The 17,797-nt window shown below is 70.7% G+C and carries 18 protein-coding genes; 5 read left to right on the forward strand and 13 right to left on the reverse strand.

The annotated features are described in order from the left end of the window. Positions 1–7: 7 nt before the first annotated feature. Together WFG93_RS00185 and WFG93_RS00190 are read left to right on the forward strand one after the other, a co-directional pair. On the forward strand, positions 8–991 hold the full coding sequence (locus tag WFG93_RS00185) for a proline racemase family protein (RefSeq protein ID WP_336644297.1): 984 nt from the start codon (positions 8–10) through the stop codon (positions 989–991). 24 nt (positions 992–1,015) lie between these two features. Beyond that, positions 1,016–2,212, forward strand: a complete 1,197-nt coding sequence (locus WFG93_RS00190; protein WP_336644298.1) for a metal-dependent hydrolase family protein — start codon at positions 1,016–1,018, stop codon at positions 2,210–2,212. 126 nt (positions 2,213–2,338) lie between these two features. On the opposite strand, the gene WFG93_RS00195 is transcribed toward WFG93_RS00190, so the two are convergent. The 12 genes from WFG93_RS00195 to WFG93_RS00250 all read right to left on the reverse strand — a co-directional run bounded on the left by WFG93_RS00195 (position 2,339) and on the right by WFG93_RS00250 (position 15,252). Continuing rightward, positions 2,339–3,811, reverse strand: coding sequence for an aldehyde dehydrogenase (NADP(+)) (locus tag WFG93_RS00195; protein WP_336644299.1), 1,473 nt, complete (start codon positions 3,809–3,811; stop codon positions 2,339–2,341). Positions 3,812–3,881: 70 nt separating this feature from the next. Next, the gene (locus tag WFG93_RS00200) at positions 3,882–4,883 is read right to left on the reverse strand and encodes a proline racemase family protein (RefSeq protein WP_336644300.1); all 1,002 of its coding nucleotides are present in this window, start codon (positions 4,881–4,883) and stop codon (positions 3,882–3,884) included. Positions 4,884–5,036: 153 nt separating this feature from the next. Then, entirely contained in the window at positions 5,037–6,353 is a 1,317-nt protein-coding gene (locus tag WFG93_RS00205; RefSeq protein ID WP_336644301.1) for an MFS transporter, read from the reverse strand. A 100-nt stretch (positions 6,354–6,453) separates the two neighbouring features. Beyond that, a complete protein-coding gene (locus tag WFG93_RS00210; protein WP_336644302.1) occupies positions 6,454–7,881 on the reverse strand; it encodes an FAD-dependent oxidoreductase in 1,428 nt (475 codons plus the stop codon). Continuing rightward, positions 7,878–8,123: a (2Fe-2S)-binding protein gene (locus tag WFG93_RS00215; protein WP_336644303.1), complete on the reverse strand. Its 246-nt coding sequence runs from the start codon at positions 8,121–8,123 to the stop codon at positions 7,878–7,880. Before WFG93_RS00215 ends, WFG93_RS00210 begins: the two co-directional genes overlap by 4 nt. Positions 8,124–8,256: 133 nt before the next feature. Beyond that, the gene (locus WFG93_RS00220; RefSeq protein ID WP_336644304.1) at positions 8,257–9,417 is read right to left on the reverse strand and encodes an NAD(P)/FAD-dependent oxidoreductase; all 1,161 of its coding nucleotides are present in this window, start codon (positions 9,415–9,417) and stop codon (positions 8,257–8,259) included. Between the two features lie 59 nt (positions 9,418–9,476). Continuing rightward, positions 9,477–10,187: an ABC transporter ATP-binding protein gene (locus tag WFG93_RS00225; RefSeq protein ID WP_336644305.1), complete on the reverse strand. Its 711-nt coding sequence runs from the start codon at positions 10,185–10,187 to the stop codon at positions 9,477–9,479. Then, positions 10,184–11,110, reverse strand: a complete 927-nt coding sequence (locus WFG93_RS00230) for an ABC transporter ATP-binding protein (protein WP_336644306.1) — start codon at positions 11,108–11,110, stop codon at positions 10,184–10,186. The genes WFG93_RS00225 and WFG93_RS00230 overlap by 4 nt, the downstream gene beginning before the upstream one ends. Continuing rightward, positions 11,107–12,264 (reverse strand): branched-chain amino acid ABC transporter permease, encoded by a 1,158-nt coding sequence (locus tag WFG93_RS00235; protein ID WP_336644307.1) that lies wholly within the window; start codon positions 12,262–12,264, stop codon positions 11,107–11,109. The genes WFG93_RS00230 and WFG93_RS00235 overlap by 4 nt, the downstream gene beginning before the upstream one ends. A gap of 1 nt (position 12,265) precedes the next feature. Beyond that, positions 12,266–13,153: a branched-chain amino acid ABC transporter permease gene (locus WFG93_RS00240; RefSeq protein WP_336645033.1), complete on the reverse strand. Its 888-nt coding sequence runs from the start codon at positions 13,151–13,153 to the stop codon at positions 12,266–12,268. Between the two features lie 103 nt (positions 13,154–13,256). Further along, positions 13,257–14,444: a branched-chain amino acid ABC transporter substrate-binding protein gene (locus WFG93_RS00245; RefSeq protein ID WP_336644308.1), complete on the reverse strand. Its 1,188-nt coding sequence runs from the start codon at positions 14,442–14,444 to the stop codon at positions 13,257–13,259. Positions 14,445–14,568: 124 nt separating this feature from the next. Further along, positions 14,569–15,252 (reverse strand): GntR family transcriptional regulator, encoded by a 684-nt coding sequence (locus WFG93_RS00250; RefSeq protein ID WP_336644309.1) that lies wholly within the window; start codon positions 15,250–15,252, stop codon positions 14,569–14,571. A gap of 116 nt (positions 15,253–15,368) precedes the next feature. On the opposite strand from WFG93_RS00250, the gene WFG93_RS00255 reads away from it, so the two are divergent. After that, positions 15,369–16,145 (forward strand): hypothetical protein, encoded by a 777-nt coding sequence (locus tag WFG93_RS00255; protein ID WP_336644310.1) that lies wholly within the window; start codon positions 15,369–15,371, stop codon positions 16,143–16,145. Between the two features lie 16 nt (positions 16,146–16,161). Here WFG93_RS00255 and WFG93_RS00260 read toward each other — a convergent pair whose 3' ends face one another. After that, on the reverse strand, positions 16,162–16,776 hold the full coding sequence (locus WFG93_RS00260) for a helix-turn-helix transcriptional regulator (protein WP_336644311.1): 615 nt from the start codon (positions 16,774–16,776) through the stop codon (positions 16,162–16,164). Positions 16,777–16,873: 97 nt separating this feature from the next. On the opposite strand from WFG93_RS00260, the gene WFG93_RS00265 reads away from it, so the two are divergent. Together WFG93_RS00265 and WFG93_RS00270 are read left to right on the forward strand one after the other, a co-directional pair. Then, entirely contained in the window at positions 16,874–17,350 is a 477-nt protein-coding gene (locus WFG93_RS00265; RefSeq protein WP_336644312.1) for a MogA/MoaB family molybdenum cofactor biosynthesis protein, read from the forward strand. Then, the gene (locus WFG93_RS00270) at positions 17,347–17,772 is read left to right on the forward strand and encodes a molybdenum cofactor biosynthesis protein MoaE (RefSeq protein WP_336644313.1); all 426 of its coding nucleotides are present in this window, start codon (positions 17,347–17,349) and stop codon (positions 17,770–17,772) included. The genes WFG93_RS00265 and WFG93_RS00270 overlap by 4 nt, the downstream gene beginning before the upstream one ends. Positions 17,773–17,797 lie beyond the last annotated feature (25 nt).

Here is a 17,797-nt window from a genome sequence, read left to right on the forward strand (position 1 = left end):
AGAGCGCATGCAGTGGAGCACCGAGGACTGGCACACCGCCGGCGAACCGTTCCGCATCGTCGAGGACGTGCCGACGCACGGCGACACAGTCGCCGAGCGCCGGGTCGAGGCGATCAGCGGCGACGCGGATGCCATCCGGCGGTTCCTCTGCCTCGAGCCGCGCGGCCACGACGACATGTACGGCGGGTTCATCACCCCGCCCGACGACGCCGGCGCGGACTTCGGCGTGCTGTTCTGGCACAAGGACGGCTTCTCGACGGCGTGCGGACACGGCACGATCGCCCTCGGCGCCTGGGCGGTGCGCACGGGCCGCGTCCCGTCCGACCCGGACGGCGAGACGGCGGTGACGATCGACGTGCCGAGCGGACGCGTGCAGGCGCTGGTGCGCCAGAGCGCCGGACGCATCGACGAGATCGTCTTCCGCAACGTCGAATCGCGGCTGCTTGCCCGCGGCATCCCGCTGCGCACCTCGCGCGGCGACGTCGAGGTCGACCTCGTCTTCGGCGGGGCCGTCTACGCCACTCTGCCCGCCTCGCCCGTCGGGCTCGAGGTCACCCCCCAGCACACCACCGACCTCATCGCGATCGGTCGCGAGATCAAGTGGGCGCTCAACGATCATCCTGCCGCGCAGCTCGAAGACGACCGTCTCTCGGGGGTGTACGGCACCATCCTGTTCGACGATCTCGGGCGCACCGATGCCGGCCCCCATCAGCGCAACGTGACGGTGTTCGCCGACGGCGAGGTCGACCGCAGCCCGTGCGGGTCGGGCACGGCGGCGCGCGTGGCCCTGCTCGCCGCGACCGGTGAGCTCGCCGACGACGAGACGCTCACGCACGACTCGATCATCGGCACCCGCTTCCTCGCCCGTGTCGCCGAGCGCACCGCGGAGGGCGTCATCCCCGAAGTCCGCGGCACGGCGTACCGGGTCGGCTCGTGCACGTTCGAGCTCGACGAGGGCGACCCGGTCGCAGACGGCTTCAGCCTGCGCTGACCACGACCCGAAGAAGAGAGAAGCATGTCGACCGCGTCCTTCACCGCAGCACCCCTGACGATCACCGGCGCCCAGGTCTGGGACGGCGAGCGCTTCGAGCGCCGCGACCTGCACCTCGCCGACGGAATGGTGAGCGAGCATTCGCATCCCGACGCCGACGTGCTCCACGGCACCGGCCTCTGGGTCGTCCCCGGACTCATCGACGCGCACTTCCACGCCTACGCCACGAGCATGGGCGGCTTCGAGAACGAGCGCGGCCCGCTCAGCTACGCCGCGCTCAACGGCGCGCGACGGCTCACCCGGGCGCTGCAGCGCGGCTTCACGACCGTGCGCGACGTGGCCGGTGGTGACATCGGGCTCGCTCAGGCGATCGACGCCGGACTGTTCCCGTCGCCGCGGTACCACTTCACCGGCCCGGCGCTCAGTCAGACCGGCGGGCATGGCGACCCGCGCGCCGCGCACGTGGATGTGTGCTTCTCGCACGGGCACATGTGCGAGGTCGTAGACGGAGTCGACGCCCTGCGCGTCGCCGTGCGCGAGCGGCTGCGCACGGGCGCGCACGCGATCAAGGTGATGGCCTCGGGCGGCGTCTTCTCGCTGACCGATCCCATCCGCGTCCCGCAGTACTCCCCTGAAGAGCTGCGCGCCGTGGTCGACGAGGCGACCCGGCGCGGCAGCTACGTCGCCGCGCACGCCTACTCGTCGGAGGCCGTGCAGCATGCGGTGCAGGCCGGCATCCGCTCGATCGAGCACGGCAACCTCATCGATGAGGCCACCGCGGCGATGATGGCCGAAGCGGGCGCCTTCCTTGTCCCCACCCTCGCCGCGTACGAGGCGATGGACCGCCGCGGCGCCGAGATCGGACTGAACGCGGTGTCACTCGCGAAGAACGCCGAGGTCCTCGCGAAGGGGCAGGATGCCGTGCGGCTCGCGCACGACGCGGGTGTGCGCGTCGGCTTCGGCAGCGATCTGATGGGCGACCTCGAAGACGACCAGCTGGCCGGGGTGCGCCTGCAGGTCGAGGCCAGCGGTGCCGCCCGGACCCTGCAGTCGATGACCGTGGTGAATGCGGCGCTGATCGGGGATGCCGCACTGGGGCACCTGCGGCCGGGCGCGTACGGGGATGCCGTGCTGCTGGCATCCGATCCGCTCACCGACCCCTCTGCGCTGTGGCGCGAGGACGCGCGTCGGGCCGTGATCAGATCCGGCGTCCGGATCTGACGCCCTTCCCCGCGCGGTCGCCGACACCCCTGCTTGCTGCCGAGACCCCCACGTGCGTCTGCGCACACGTGGGGGTCTCGGCTGAAGGTGGCGGTCTCGGCGGAGAGGCGAGGCCGACCGGTCGGATCAGCGGGCGAAGGAGCCCCACTCGGTCGAACGGCCCGCTTCGCTGTGCTGCTGCGGCACGTTCCACGGATTGTCGTCGCGCAGCGGGGCGGGCAGCAGCTCCTGCGGCGCACCCTGGTAGGCGACGCCGCGCAGGAAGCGCGTGATCGCGGCGGTGCCGACGCTGGTGGCATCCGTCGTGGTGGCGGGGTACGGGCCGCCGTGCTGCATGGCGGGCGTCACCGACACACCGGTGGGCCAGCCGCCGAACAGCACGCGTCCGCTGGTCTGCGCGAGCGCGTCCACGAGCGGGGCGAGGGAGCCGTCGGACAGCTCCTCTTCGCGGGCGTGCACGGTCGAGGTGAGGTTTCCGGGGAACAGCTCGACGTGCAGCGCCGGCAGTGCGTCACGGTCGCCGTACTGCACGATCACCGACAGCGGTCCGAACGACTCCTCGAGCAGGGCGTCGCGGTTCGCCATCAGGGTGTCGACGTCGACGGTCACCACCGTCGGGGTGGCGTAGGCCTGCCCGGCGTCATCCGTGCGCACCTCGCCCTCCGACAGCACGGTGACCCCGTCGGCGCCCAGCACATCGTCACGGCGCTGCGAGAACGCGCGCCCGATGCCGGGGTTGAGCAGCCGGTGCTCGTCGACGGCCCCGGCGGCATCCGTCACCGCGCCCAGATCCGCCCCCTCCGGGACGAACAGGAATCCGGGCTTGGTGCACAGCTGTCCGGCCGAGCCGGACACAGAGGTGACGAACGCCTCGAGCAGTGCGGAGTCGGCGTAGGTCGCGTAGACCGGGTTCACGCTGCCCAGCTCGCCGTAGAACGGGATCGGCACGGGTCGGGATGCCGCGATGTCGGCCAGCATCCGGCCGACGTGCGTCGATCCGGTGAACGCGCCGGCGCGGATGCGCTCGTCCTTCAGCAGCGCGACGCCGTTCTCCTGCCCGCTGATGAGCTGGAAGGTTCCCGCCGGCATCCCCGCGCCTTCGAGGGCGGCGGCGACGATCTGGGCGGTGCGCTCGGACAGCTCCGGATGCCCGGAGTGCGCCTTCACCACCACCGGGCATCCCGCGGCGAGCGCGGCGGCGGAGTCGCCGCCGGCCACCGAGAACGCGAAGGGGAAGTTCGATGCGGCGAAGTTCAGCACGGGGCCGACCGGTTCGAGCATCCGGCGCAGGTCCGGGCGCGGGCCGATGACGTAGTCGGGGTCGGCGGCGTCGATGCGCGCGTCGAGGTAGCCGCCGTCGACGATGGTGTCGGCGAACAGGCGCAGCTGCCAGGCGGTGCGCCGCAGCTCGCCGGTCAGCCGCGCCTCGGTGAGGCCGGTCTCGCGCATCGCGATCTCGATGAGCTCGGGCGATGCGGCCTCCAGCGCTTCGGCGACCGCGACCAGGGCCGCACCGCGCTCTCGGGGGCTGGTGCGGGCGAAGGGACGGGCGGCGGTCGCCGCCGCGGCGGCGACGGCCTCGATGGGCTTCTCTGTCACTGTTCTCTCCTCGTCTCGATGAATGTCTGTGTTGTCGGCGTGTGGGTGTCGGCGTGAGCCGGCGTTCAGCTCAGAACACGAACCCCTCGGGGAACGGGTCGTCCGGGTCGAGCAGGTACTGCCCGAGTCCGGTCACCCATGCGCGTCCGGTGATGGTGGGCACCACCGCGGGGCGGTCGCCCACACGCGTCTCGGCCACCAGTGTGCCGGTGAACTCCGTGCCGATGAACGACTCGTTCACGAACGGCACGTGCAGGTCGAGTTCGCCCCGGGCGTGCAGTTCCGCCATGCGCGCGCTGGTGCCGGTGCCGCAGGGTGAGCGGTCGAACCAGCCCGGGTGGATCGCCATGGCGTGCCGGGAGCGGACGGCATCCGATCCGGGGGCGATGAACTCGACGTGATGCACGTGGTCGGCGCCGCGCAGCACCGGGTGCACGGGCGGGGCCTGGGTGTTGATGGCATCCATGATGGCAAGTCCGGCGGCGAGGATGTCGTCCTGCCGGGACCGATCGAAGGGCAGCCCCACCTGCTCGAGGTCGACGAGCGCGTAGTAGTTGCCCCCGAACGCGACCGAGTAGCTGATCTCGCCGATGCCGGGCACGTGGATGCGCTCGTCGAGCCGGTCGACGAAGCTCGGCACGTTCTCGATGGTGACGTCGACGGCCCGGCCGTCCTCGACGCGCACCCGCGCGATCACCAGGCCAGCCGGCACGTCCAGGCGGATCTCGGTGACCGGCTCGGTCACCTCGACCATGCCCGTCTCGACGAGCACCGTCGCCGCCCCGATGGTGCCGTGGCCGCACATCGGCAAGAATCCGGATGCCTCGATGAACACGATGCCCCAGTCGGCGTCGTCCCGAGCGGGCGGCTGCAGCAGCACACCCGACATGGCGGAGTGACCGCGCGGCTCGTTCATGAGGAAGCCGCGCAGCCCGTCGAGGTGCTCCATGGCGTACAGGCGGCGATCGTTCATCGTCGCGCCGGGGATGCGTCCCACGCCACCGGTGACGACGCGCGTCGGCATCCCTTCGGTGTGCGAATCGACGGCTTGGATCGTTCGACGCGCGCGCATCAGATACCTCCTGCGAAACGGGGGACGAGGGACGGATCCGGATGCCGCCGCAACGCGTCCACGGCGAGAATTCTCGCACGCTCGGGTGCGCTGCCGCTGTGCACGATCGCCGTGCTCGGAAGCGGACGGGTGTGGCTCATCACTTCGTCTTTCTCAGTCGCGCATCGAGCGGTGTCGAGTCTCGGGCATCGTGAGGACCACGAGGAGCGCCAGCACCGTGATGATCACCACGTACCAGGCGGGCGCGACGGTCGAACCGGTCACGCCGATCAGCCAGGTCGCGAGCAGCGGTGCAGTGCCGCCGAAGATCGTGAAGGCCAGGTTGTAGCTGATCGATGCGCCGGTGTAGCGCACTCGGGCCGGGAACAGCTCGACGAACGCGGGACCCGCCGGCCCGAAGAACAGCCCGAGCGCCAGACCGAGCAGTCCCTGGCTGATGATCGCCGCGCCGAGCGTCCCGACGCCGACGAGCAGGTACGCCGGCACGGCGACGACCGCGCCGAACAGGCCGGCGATGAGCAGCATCCGGCGGCGCCCGATGCGGTCCGAGACGAGGGCGGCGACCGGCACGGTGAAGAACGTGATGAGCAGCGCGATGCTGTTGGAGATCAGGGCGGCCGACGACTCGAGCCCGATCGTCACCGTCATGTACGAGAAGAAGTACCCGGTCAGCGAGTAGTAGCCGAGGCTGGCGACAGCGGCGATGCTGAAGCAGACGAGCATGTTGCGCCACTGCTCGCGGAAGACCGTGCGGATGGGCGCCGACTCCACCTGGCGGTTCTCGCGCATCTCGAGGAACGCGGGCGACTCGTCGACCCGGGTGCGGATGTACAGACCGACGACGGCGAGCGGCGCGCCGAGCAGGAACGGCACACGCCAGCCCCAGGCCTGGTACGCCTCGGGCGGGAGGATCGTGGTGAGAGCGAGCACCAGCAGGGCGGCGATGACCGGCGGAAGGTTCGACCACGTGTAGACCATGCCCACGTTGAAGCCGCGCCGGGCGGTCGGCGAGTGCTCGGCGACGAAGGAGTTCGAGCCGATGGTCTCGCCGGCGGCGGAGAGGCCCTGCACCATGCGGAGCACGACCAGCAGCACCGGTGCCGCGACGCCGATCACCGCGTACGTCGGCAGCAGGCCGATGAGGGTGGTGGAGATGCCCATCACGAGGATCACGCCGGCCAGCACGCGCTTGCGTCCGAGCCGGTCGCCCAGGTATCCGAGAAGGAAAGCACCGATCGGACGCGCGACGAATCCCACCGCGTAGATGCCGAACACCGCCATGAGCGCCGCTGCCGGGTCGGTCTGCGGGAAGAACAGCGCGGCGATGACCGGCGCAGCATAGGCGTACACCGCGAAGTCGAACCACTCGACGAAGTGCCCTATCGCCGACGACGTCATGACCTTCCGCACACGACGTTCGTCGGCGGGGGCTGGTGAGGCGATCGGGTTCTCGGTCGTGGTGGTGCTCATGAGCGTCTCCTTTGTCGCGTACTGGCGTGTAACATGTTACACGCTACACGGCGATCTGCGACGCTTCTTTGCTCGCTGCTGACCCACTCGCTCCGTCGATTCACGCGCGCGGGATCGACGGCGGCGGCGCATCATCCGGCCCGCCCGAGACGCCGTCGCCCTCGGCGAGAGCGGCGAGCTCAGCGCTCGCAGCCAGCTCGCCGATACGCACCGACGAGAGCACCGGACGCCGGTCCAGGCTGAAGCTCGTCCCCAGCACATCCTCCACGCTGCGACCGCAGGTGCGCCCCTGGCAGGCGCCCAGCCCCGCGCGAGTGGACAGGCGCATGGCACGAGACGAAGCGGCCGAGTACTCGTCGATGCGAGCCTTCGGCACACTCTCGCAGCGACAGATGATGGTGTCGTCCTCGAGCCAACTCGTCCATCCTCGGCCGATGCGGTGCACATCCAGGCGGACGGCGAACGCCCGCATCCGTCGCCGGGCGGCCAACGGCGCCCTCCAGCGGGGGTCGGTGTCAGGAACCCCGGCGGCTGCGAGGCCGGCGAGCTCGCCCTCGGCGAGCGCGGCATCCGCACCGCCGATCCCGGTGACCTCGCCTGCGGCGTAGACGCCGGCGACGCTTGTGCCCTGGTCATCGCCGACTCGCACGAAGCGGTCGGGAGCGATCTCGCAGCCGAACTGGATGGCCGCCTCGAGCCGCGGGGTGAACCCGTGACCGAGTGCGACGGAGTCGCACTCGACGGTGCGCTCGGTTCCGGCGATCCGACGCCAGTCCGCGTCGATCCGCTGCACGGTCACCGCTTCCACTGCTGTGTCGCCGTGGATGCGGATGACCGCGCTGCCGAAGCGGTACGGCGTGCGATGGCGTGCCAGCGAGAAGAGGTACGAGCCGAGCTCTCCGGCCTTGCCGGCCGCTGCGGTGAGCTCCCAGGCGCGAGCCCCCCAGCCGCGCAGCATCCGTCCTGCTGCCGTCGCCTCGACGACCTCGGCCACCTCGCCGCCCATCAGCGCCACGCTCTGCGCGACCGGCAGCAGGAACGGGCCGGCCCCGGCGACGACGGTGCGCGCGCCGGGCGCGAGTCCGTCGCGCTTGGACAGCGCCTGCGCGGCACCGGCGGAGGTGACGCCGGGAAGCGTCCATCCCGGCACGGGCAGAACGCGATCGTGCGCGCCAGTGGCGACGACGACGGCATCCGCCTCGATGGTCTCCGCGCGTCGGTTCGCGGCGTCGGCGGGGCCGATCAGCACGTGCGCACGCAGCGGCGGGCCCGGCTCGACTCGCCACACACTCGCGGAGGACACCACCCGCACATCGCGCAGGCGATCGCGCAGATCGGCGAAGCGGCGGCGCTGATGCTGCAGGCGCTCGTCCGTGAGGGTGGGGTGATGGCGCCAGAACTGCCCGCCGACACGCTCGCCTTCGTCGACGATCACCACGTCGGCGCCGGCGTCCGCTGCGGCGACCGCGGCGGCCAGCCCGGCGGGACCCGCGCCGATGACCATCACCCGGGGTGCGCTGGCGCTCATGCGCGGGTCTCCCTCTCGATCACGTCACCGTCGCAGACGGTACGCTGGCAGGCGCGGACGCCCTCGACGCCGTTGACCGTGAGCACGCAGTCCTGGCACACGCCGATGCCGCAGAAGATGCCGCGCTCGCCGCCCTCGGCGGTGCGCCAGGTGCGGTGCCCGTGCGCGAGCAGCACGCCGGCGATGCTCTGGCCGTCGCGCCCTTCGAGCACCTCGCCGTCGAACCGGATCCGAACGCTCATCGCCCGCTCCCCCTCGCCAACCGCACTGCCTCCGGTATGACTTTCTGCCGCCTGAGCGCGCTCGCGGCGGCAGAAACTGATACCGGAGCGAGTGAGCGGGCCGTGACTGGAGCGAGTGGGCGGGGGGCGGCGGTCATGCGGCGGCTCCCTGCAGGGTGGCCCGCGAGGGCAGGAAGGGCGTCGGGTCCAGGGGCGCCGGGGTGCCGAGCACCGCGTGCGCGATGAGCGCCCCGGTCGTCGGGGCCAGGCCGATACCGGCGCCCTCGTGCCCGGCGGCGTGGAACAGCCCCTGCACATGGGTGTCCGCGCCGATCGCGGGCAGGTGGTCGGGCGCGTACGGGCGGAAGCCGAAGTAGGTGCGCAGCAGCATCGTGTCGCGCAGGAACGGGAACAGCCGGCTCGCCTTCGCCGCGACCTCGGCGAGCGGCGCCAGCAGGCCGTCCTCGGAGAATCCGACGCGCTCGCGGCTGGAGCCGATCAGCACCGTCCCGGCGGGGGTGGACTCCACCACCGTCGACGTCTGCAGCGCGGCATCCCCCGACCCGACGGCGCCCACGTAATCGGCGTCGTACACCTTGTGGAACACACGCTGCGGCATCGCGGTGGTCACCAGGATCGTGCCGCGGCGCGGCCGGATGTCGAGGGCGGCGCCGAACAGCGCCGCGATCTCCCCGGCCCAGGGTCCGGCGCAGTTCACCACGGCATCCGCGTCGATGCGTCCGGTCGGGGTGCGCACGCCCCGCACCCGCCCGGCTTCGACGATCGCGCCGGTGACCTCGGTGAGCTGCAGCTGTGCGCCGAGATGACGGGCGCGGGCGAGCATCGCCTGAGTGGCGAGGCTGGGCTGCACCTGGGCGTCATCCGGGTAGTGCACGCCGACGGCGATCTCGGGCGCGAGGTGCGGCTCAGCCGCGCGCAGGGCATGTGCGTCGAGCACTTCGGCGCGGATGCCGGTCTCGCGCTGCGCGGCGGCGAAGCCCTGCAGTGCCTCTGCGCCCTCCGGGAACGCGACGACGATGCCACCCTTGGCCTCGAACTCCGTGGCGGGTTGACCCGGCACGCGCTCCGCGTCGAGCCGGGCGGCGAGTGCGCGCCAGGCGCGGTTGGCCTCGATCGCCATGCCCGCTTCGGCTCCGGGTTCTTTGTCGGACACCAGGATGTTGCCCTCGCAGCGACTCGAGGTCTCCCCGGCCACGCCGGTGCGGTCGACGACGATCACGTCAGCGCCGGCTTCGGTCAGACTCAGCGCGCAGGCGGCCCCCACGGCCCCGGCTCCGATCACGATGATCCGCATCGATCACACCTCCTCGACCAGCCTAGTGCAATGTCACATGCTTACGACGGGAGATCGCCTCAGCCGCCGAGGTAGGCGTCGATCACTCTGGCATCCGCCGCCAGTTCGGCGGCCGGACCCGACAGCGTGGTCTGTCCGCTCTCGACGACGTACGCCCGGTCGGCGATCTTCAGCGCCGCCCTGGCATTCTGCTCCACGAGCAGCACCGTGGTGCCCTGGGCGTTGACCGCCTGGATCGTCTCCATGACCTGCTTGACCACCAGCGGTGCAAGTCCCATCGACGGCTCGTCGAGCAGCAGCAGCTTGGGTCCGCCGATGATCGCACGTCCGATCGCCACCATCTGCTGCTCGCCGCCCGAGAGCGTGCCGCCCTGCTGACGGCGTCGCTCGGCGAGCCGCGGCATCAGGCCGTACACCTGCTCGACGCGCCGGCCGATGAGCTTCGCGTCGCGCACGGTGTATCCACCCAGCAGCAGGTTCTCGTGCACGGTCATCGTCGAGAAGATCCGCCGGCCCTCGGGTACGTGGATGAGCCCGGCCGCGACGATGTCCCAGGGCTTGGCTGTGGCGAGGTCCATCTCGCCCCAGCGCACCGCGCCCGATTTCGGGCGCACGAGCCCCGAGAGCATGTTCATCGTCGTCGACTTGCCGGCGCCGTTGTTACCCAGCAGGCAGACGATCTCGCCGTCCTGCACCTCGAAGCTCAAGCCCCGCAGGGCGTGCACGCGACCGTAGTAGACGTCGGCCGCATCGACCGTCAGCGTGCTCACGGGCGCTTCTCCTTCCGGCCCCGGCCCGGTCGGGCAGGGTCGAGCGACGACAGGTTCACCGTGCCGGTCTGCAGCTTGGTGTCGTCGAGCGCCTCGTCCTCGACGCCGAGGTACGCCTCGATGACCACGGGGTCGTGCTTGATCTGCTCGGGGGTGCCCACTGCGATCTCCTTGCCGTAGTTGAGCACCACGATGCGCTCGGCCAGCTCCATGATCAGCCCCATGTCGTGCTCGATCAGCACGACGGCGACGCCGAGGTCGCGGATGCGGCGGATGAGCTGCATCAGCCCCTGCTTCTCGTTGAAGTTCAGGCCGGCGGCGGGCTCGTCCAGCAGCAGCAGCTTCGGGCCCGTGGCGAGGGCCCGAGCGATCTCGACGCGGCGCTGCTCGCCGTAGGGCAGCTGCGTGACGTAGAGGTTCTCGTCGCCGGTGAAGCCGACGAAGTCCAGCCATCCGCGAGCCTGCTCTGCGCACTCCGCCTCGGCGTGCCGGTACCCGGGCGTGTGCAGCAGCGTCGCCCAGAAGCCTTCGCGAAGGTTGGCGTGCATGGCCGTCTTGACGTTGTCGAGCACGCTGAGCTCGCGGAACAGGCGCAGGTTCTGGAACGTGCGCGCCATGCCCCACTTCGTCACCCGCGAGGGCAGGACGCGGTAGAAGCCGAAGCTCTGCAGCAGGTCGACCAGGCGCAGGGTGCGGAAGATTCCGGGCGCCTCGCGCACGATGTCCTTGCCATCGAAGACCACGGATCCGGATGTCGGCAGGTAGAACGCCGAGATGCAGTTGAACGCGCTGGTCTTTCCGGCGCCGTTGGGCCCGATCACCGCGAGGATCTCCCCCGCCTCGACCGAGAAGCTCAGCCCGTCGACGGCCTTGACGCCACCGAACTGCAGGCGCAGGTCCTTGACCTCCAGCAGCGCGCTCATCGGCTCTCCTCGCCTTCCACGGTCTCGAGGTCCTCGTTGGCCGTCGGCGGCGGCACCGCCATGAACCCGGCGGTCGCCGGCAGCACCGGCCGCCGCTTCTTCAGCCACGGCAGCACCGCGGTCGCCGGCCACAGCCCCGAGGGGCGGAACAGCATGACCACGACGAGCAGCACGCCGAAGATGAGGAAGCGCCATTCGGCGAAGTCGCGCAGCAGCTCGGGGGCGAGCGAGACGAACAGCGCGCCGATGATCACACCGGGCGTGGAGCCCATGCCGCCGAGCACGACGGCCATGAGGATGAGCGCCGAGTACAGGAACTGGAAGCTGTTCGGGCTGATCGCCGACAGGTGAGTCGCCATGAGCTGACCGGCGACACCGGCCCAGACCGCGCCGATGATGTACGCCATGATCTTCGCGATGTAGGTGTTGATGCCCATCGCCTCAGCGGCGTCCTCGTCGTCGCGCACGGCCTTCCAGGCCCTGCCGAGCCGGCCGCGGGCGAGGCGCCCGGCGCCGATCACCCCGACGAGCACGACCACGGCGGCCACGAAGTAGTAGAACACCACGCGCTGCGGGAACTCCAGCCCGAACAGGGTGAAGCCGTCGGCGAAGCTCCAGTCGCCGAAGCGCCAGGTGGGGATGCCGTGGATGCCGGACGGCCCGCCGGTGATGTCGAGGTTGTTCGCGGTGATCCGGATGATCTCGCCGAAGCCGAGCGTGACGATCGCGAGGTAGTCGCTGCGCAGGCGCAGCGTGGGCGCGCCGATGATGATGCCGGCGATGATGCACGCCAGAACCGTGGCCGGCAGCGCCGCCCACATCGGCCAGCCGAGCACCGTGGTGAAGATGCCGGAGGTGTAGGCGCCGACGGCGAAGAAGGCGATGTAGCCCAGGTCGAGCAGACCGGCGTAGCCGACGACGACGTTGAGGCCCATGCACAGCATGATGTAGATCAGCGCGCTCGTCGCGATCGACATGGTGTACCGCGACGCGTCGAGGAACGGCAGCACGAGCAGCAGCACGACGCTGATCGTGCCGAGCGCGCGCAGGAAGCCGGTGTTGGACGAGAGGATGCCGGCCGGCGTGGCCGGGCGGTCGAACAGCGGCGACGGGGCACGCAGTGCGGCGTCGTCTCTGAATGCGGAGCGGGACATGTCACATCCTCTCGACGACGCGGGCGCCGAGCAGCCCGGTCGGTTTGAAGGTGAGGAACAGGATGAGGAAGGCGAACGAGAAGACGTCGCGCCATTCGCCGCCGAACCAGGCCGAGCCGAACGACTCGAGCAGCCCGAGCAGCAGGCCGCCGAGCATGGCGCCGTAGAGGTTGCCGATGCCGCCGATGACGGCCGCGGTGAACGCCTTCAGACCGATGATGAACCCCATCAGGAAGTCGATCGAGCCGTAGTAGGCGCCGGCCATCACGCCCGCCGCGCCGGCGAGTGCCGACCCGATGAAGAAGACCGTGGCGATCACGCGGTTGACGTTGATGCCCATCAGCTGCGCGCCCTGCGGGTCGAGGGCGATCGCGCGCATCGCGCGTCCCTGCCGGGTGCGCTCGACGATGTGCGCGAGCACGAGCATCAGCGCGGCCGCGATCACGACGAGCACGATCTGTGCGGCGGTGATGCGCATGCCGGCGAAGTTGAAGCCCGAGGACTCCAGCCGCACCGGGAAGGCTTCGGGGTTCGGGCCGAAGATCTGCCGCACGGCGTACTCGAGGGTGAACGAGACACCGATGGCCGTGATCAGCACGGCCAGGCGCGGGCTCTTGCGCAGCGGCCGGTAGGCGATGCGCTCGATGCCCACGCCGATGAGGCCGGTGGTCACCATCGACAGCAGCATGATGACCAGCAGCAGCGGGATCGACGACTCGTTGGAGATCCCGAATGCCGACATGGTGGCGAAGCCGGCGAAGGCGCCGAGCATGTAGATGTCGCCGTGCGCGAAGTTCAGCAGCTTGATGATCCCGTAGACCATGCTGTAGCCGAGCGCGACGAGGGCGTAGAACGAGCCGACGATGAGGCCGTTCCAGATGAGTTGCATCACTGCGGATGTCCTTGCTCGTCAGGGGCGGAAGGAGGCGTGCCGGGCGGATGCCGGACAGCGCCGACGAGCGGGGCGGCTCGCGCCGCCCCGCCGGTCGATCTCAGCCCTGGAGGTCGTCCTTGAGCACGAAGCTGCCGCTCGCGGGGTCGATGGCCACGATCACGAAGCCACCGCCCGAGAGGGTGTGGTCCTTGGTGAAGGTCAGCGGGCCGGCGAAGGTCTTGAAGTCCTTCAGCCCCTCCAGCGCCGCGACAACCTTGTCGAAGTCGGTGCTGTCGGCCTCGTCGATCGCCTCGGCGACCACGCGCACGGCGTCGTACGACTGGGTGGAGTACGGGCCCGGCTTGCCGCCGGCGAGCTTCTCGTAGTCGGCGATCCACTTGTCGGCGCCCTGGATCATGTCGGGCGTCTGCGTGAAGGTGCCCACGACGTTGTCGGTGTAGCCCTTGCCGGCGATCTCGGCGAACTTCGCATCCACCGAGCCGTCGCCGACCAGGAACGCGCCCTCGTAGCCCGCGTCGGTGGACTGGCGCACGATCAGGCCGCCCTCCTGGTAGTAACCGGTCCAGTAGACGAGGTCGGGCTTGGCCGAGGCGAGCTGAGTGGCCACTGCCGAGTAGTCGTTCTCACCCGGGGTGACGGTGGCCTCGAACGAGACCGTCAGCCCGGCATCCTTCGCCTGCTGCACGAACGACTTGGCGAGGTCGGCGGAGTACGCGGTGGCGTCGTTGATCGCCGCCACCGTCTTCGCGCCGATCTTCTCGGCGTATGTCACCGCGGCCTTGGCCTGCTGAGTGCCGGTGCCGTTGATGAGGAAGACGCCGGGGAGCTGCTGCTTGACGAGCTCGTTCGAGTTCGCGGCGGGGATCACCATCGGGATGCCGGCCTCGTCGAAGATCGGCAGGGTGGGCAGTGTCGCTCCCGAGCAGTAACCGCCGACGGAGGCGACCACGCCGTTGGTGACGAGCTTGTTCGCCGCGGCGACCGCCGCGGTGGCGTCGCAGGCATCGTCCTCGACGACGAGTTCGAGCTTGCGGTCGTCGATGCCCCCGTCCGCGTTGATCTCGTCGATCGCGAGCTGCGCGCCGTTCTTCATGTAGTCGCCGAAGGCGGATTCGCTGCCGGAGAAGGGCGCCAGCATGCCGAGCTTGATGGGGCCGTCGGACTTGCCGCCGTCTCCGTCGTCGCCGGCCCCGAGGCCGCCCGAGCAGCCGGCGGTGATGATGATCGCGCCGACTGCGGCGACGATGGAGAGGGTGCGTCGCAGACGCGGAGTGCGGGTATGCATGTGATGGTCCTCCTGGATGCCTCATTGCATTTGCCATCGGATAGTACGTGACACATTACTTTGTGCGGGGTGGGAACGGAAACCTTCGAGACCAATCCGTGACCGAGCAGCGCCGGCGGAAGGGTCAGCCTTCGTCGCGCCCGCTCCAGATGCCCCCGACGTGGCCGATATGGCGGCGCATCAGCGCCTCGGCTCCCTCACCGTCACCGGCGACCAGCAGGTCGACCAGCTGCGCGTGCTCGAGGGCGGTCGGCATGAGGGCGTCGGATTCCACCAGATGCGCGAGGCCCACCAGCCGCGTCTGCTGACGCAGCTCGCGCACCACCCCGAGCAGAGTGCGGTTGCCGGCCAGCTCGAGCACCCGCAGGTGGAAGGCGGTGTCGGCCGCCAGGAACTCCGCGAACAGCCCCGCCCGCCCGGCGTCGACGATGCGGTCGGCGAGTACCCGCAGCTCGGCGACGACCTCGTCGTCGAGGGCGCCGGCGATGCGGCGCATGGGCGGCGCCTCGAGCAGCATCCGCACCTCGCACAGCTCGTTCAGCTCGTCCTGCGAGACCTCCGTCACCGCGAAGCCACGATTGCGGATGGGACTGAGGAAACCGCGGCGCGTGAGGTTGAGCATCGCCTCGCGCACCGGCGTGGCGCTGACCCCGAAGTCACTTGCCAGACGCGGCACGGTCAGCACCTGGCCGGGCGGGATCTCACCCGCGACGATCCGCGCCGACAGCTGGTTCTCGATCTGCTCGCGCAGGCTCTCGGTGGGAGCCAGCGGCGCGGCGAAGCCGCTCAGCGCATCCTGCAGCGTCATGGCCACACCCTACCCGCACGCGGCCGCAAGGCCGGGAGCGCGTTTTGTCCGGCCCGACCGGGCGGAAGCGGGCTACGGTCGGAATAGGATCGCCTCACGCCGAAAGGGAGAACGCGATGGGATTCCTCACCTCTGCCGCCCTCAGCGAGACGGGCTTCGTCGTGCTCGATCGCCACGACCAGTCCGCGGACCCCGCCGAGTGGCTCGACCTGGAGTACGTGGGCTGGCGCTCCTCGGGCATCACGCGCTTCGCGCCGCTGGCCAGTCATGCCGGCGAGATCGAGTGCAACGGCTTCTGGAACCACACCCCGCCGCGCACCGACAAGGACGGGGTGTGGATCGACTCCCAGGTCGAGCGGGCGCCCACCCTGCAGGCGCGTGCGCTCGAGCCCGGTGTGAACGTCGGGCGCTGCCGCGTGATCGAGCTGCAGCCCAACACCTACGCGGACGCGATCTACAACCTGCACCAGGACGACAACAACCGGCTGAACGTCGAGGGCACCGGCTGGGTGGTGCGGGCGTGGCTCAACCTCACCGACGACGCCGATTCGCTGCTGATCCTGCGCTCGGACCGCTTCGACCCGTCCACCGAGATCCGTCTGCCGCTGCACGCGGGCTCGCGCATCATCGTCGACACCCAGCGCTTCTGGCACGCCGTGTGGCATCGCGGCACGGCACCGCGCTACTCACTGATCTGCTCATGGACCTCGGGCCCCGAGCTCGACGCCTACATCGCCGCCGGAAACGGCGACCCGCACCCCGCCTCGGTGCCGCTGCCGGCCGACCTCGTCGCCGACGCGCAGGTCGAGATGCACCGACGCATCGAGGAGCGACGACAGGCGCTGGAGGCGCACGGCATCGTCATGGAGCCGGTCGAGTCGCTGTACGGCTGAGCGGCGCCGGGACCGGTCAGGCCGTGAGGCGCAGCTGCACGGTGCACTCCGCCGGGCGCTGTGCGGCGAGCACGCAGTCCGCGGCGAGCGGGCCGCCCGCCTGGGTGAGCACACCCTGCATGAGGCCGAGATGCACCTGACACAGGGTCGGTCGGTGCTGCGGTGCGCTGGCGGCGTGCGGGCACGGGCTCAGCTCGACGGTCATCGTGGTCTCGTCCACGACCGGCTCGAAGCCGCTCTCCTCAAGGTGCTCGACGAGGGCGTCCAGCTGGTACGTGGCCTCGCGACCCAGCTGCGAATCGGGTTCGGCGAGCAGGCGGCGCATCATGTCGCCGCGTCGGGCGGCCTCTGCGACCTTGTCGCGCGCGACGGCGCTCGACGCGTCGGGCATGCCGGTGGCGGCGCTGTACAGGGTGCGCGGACGTCCGCGGGTGGTGCGGTGCTCGGTGGTCTGGATGACGTAGCCGCCCTCGATCAGACGCTGCAGGTGCTCGCGGATCGTGTTGGCGTGCAGCCCGGTCGCCTCGCAGAGCTCGCTGATCGTGCGCTCGGCGCGCGTCTGCACCAGGTGCAGGATCCGCACGCGCGAATAACTCGATATCGGTCCGTATGCGACCGCGCTGCTGCTCATGCGCCCATCCTCCCAGGGCTGAGGTTTTTCACGGTGCGCATGGGCCGTGAATAATCGCCCGCGCATCGCCGGCATCCCGCGCGGATAGTGTGGGGACATGATCGCCGCCGCCGTGCTCACCGTCTCGGATCGCTCGGCATCCGGCGTGCGCGACGACGCGGCCGGTCCGGTGGCCGTGGCCGCGCTGCGCGAGGCCGGGTTCGCGTGCGCCGACCCCGCGGTCATCCCCGACGGGGCGGATGCCGTCGAGCGCGCGCTGCGCGACCTGCGCGCATCCGGCATCCGACTGATCGTGACCAGCGGCGGCACCGGCGTCGCTCCGCGCGACGAGACCCCCGAGGGCACCGCCCGGGTGATCGAGCGCGCCCTGCCCGGAGTCGCCGAGGAGCTGCGCCGCAGCGGCCTCGCGCAGACGCCGATGTCGATGCTCACCCGCGGGCTGGCCGGCGTCGCCGGCGATGCCCTGATCGTCAACCTGCCCGGTTCGCCGCGCGCCGTGGCCGAGGGCATGCCCGTCGTGCTGTCGGTCGCCGCGCACGTGCTGGCGCAGCTCGAAGGAGAGGACCACCGATGACCGTCCGCCTCGCCCGCATCAGCGAGCAGCCGCTCTCGCTCGACGAGCACATCGCGGCCGTCGACAGCTCCACCGCGGGAGCGGTCGCGACCTTCGTCGGCCGGGTCCGCGACCACGATCCGGATGCCGCCGGTGCCGTGGTCGCCCTCGAGTACAGCGCGCATCCGGATGCCGAGGCGGCACTGCAGCGCATCGCCGAGGCGGCGGTCGGCCAGACGGATGCCGTCGTCGCGGTCAGCCACCGCGTCGGCCGACTGGCGGTGGGCGAGGCCGCGGTCGCGATCGCGGTGGCGTCGTCGCACCGCGACGCGTCGTTCACGGTCTGCCGCGAGGTGATCGAGGCGATCAAGCGCGAGCTGCCGGTGTGGAAGCGACAGGTCGAGGCCGACGGCACGACCGCCTGGAAGGGCATCGGCGGCTGACGCGCGCCGACTGGTCTCCGGGCGG

This window comes from Microbacterium sp. USHLN186, from assembly GCF_037145155.1.
GTDB lineage: Bacteria > Actinomycetota > Actinomycetes > Actinomycetales > Microbacteriaceae > Microbacterium.

Coding starts and splice junctions, on each gene's coding strand:
- WFG93_RS00185 (WP_336644297.1), top strand. CDS start 8: ATGCAGTGGAGCACCGAGGACTGGCACACCGCCGGCGAACCGTTCCGC.
- WFG93_RS00190 (WP_336644298.1), top strand. CDS start 1,016: ATGTCGACCGCGTCCTTCACCGCAGCACCCCTGACGATCACCGGCGCC.
- WFG93_RS00200 (WP_336644300.1), bottom strand. CDS start 4,883: ATGCGCGCGCGTCGAACGATCCAAGCCGTCGATTCGCACACCGAAGGG.
- WFG93_RS00205 (WP_336644301.1), bottom strand. CDS start 6,353: ATGAGCACCACCACGACCGAGAACCCGATCGCCTCACCAGCCCCCGCC.
- WFG93_RS00210 (WP_336644302.1), bottom strand. CDS start 7,881: ATGAGCGCCAGCGCACCCCGGGTGATGGTCATCGGCGCGGGTCCCGCC.
- WFG93_RS00215 (WP_336644303.1), bottom strand. CDS start 8,123: ATGAGCGTTCGGATCCGGTTCGACGGCGAGGTGCTCGAAGGGCGCGAC.
- WFG93_RS00220 (WP_336644304.1), bottom strand. CDS start 9,417: ATGCGGATCATCGTGATCGGAGCCGGGGCCGTGGGGGCCGCCTGCGCG.
- WFG93_RS00230 (WP_336644306.1), bottom strand. CDS start 11,110: ATGAGCGCGCTGCTGGAGGTCAAGGACCTGCGCCTGCAGTTCGGTGGC.
- WFG93_RS00235 (WP_336644307.1), bottom strand. CDS start 12,264: ATGTCCCGCTCCGCATTCAGAGACGACGCCGCACTGCGTGCCCCGTCG.
- WFG93_RS00240 (WP_336645033.1), bottom strand. CDS start 13,153: ATGCAACTCATCTGGAACGGCCTCATCGTCGGCTCGTTCTACGCCCTC.
- WFG93_RS00245 (WP_336644308.1), bottom strand. CDS start 14,444: ATGCATACCCGCACTCCGCGTCTGCGACGCACCCTCTCCATCGTCGCC.
- WFG93_RS00250 (WP_336644309.1), bottom strand. CDS start 15,252: ATGACGCTGCAGGATGCGCTGAGCGGCTTCGCCGCGCCGCTGGCTCCC.
- WFG93_RS00255 (WP_336644310.1), top strand. CDS start 15,369: ATGGGATTCCTCACCTCTGCCGCCCTCAGCGAGACGGGCTTCGTCGTG.
- WFG93_RS00260 (WP_336644311.1), bottom strand. CDS start 16,776: ATGAGCAGCAGCGCGGTCGCATACGGACCGATATCGAGTTATTCGCGC.
- WFG93_RS00265 (WP_336644312.1), top strand. CDS start 16,874: ATGATCGCCGCCGCCGTGCTCACCGTCTCGGATCGCTCGGCATCCGGC.
- WFG93_RS00270 (WP_336644313.1), top strand. CDS start 17,347: ATGACCGTCCGCCTCGCCCGCATCAGCGAGCAGCCGCTCTCGCTCGAC.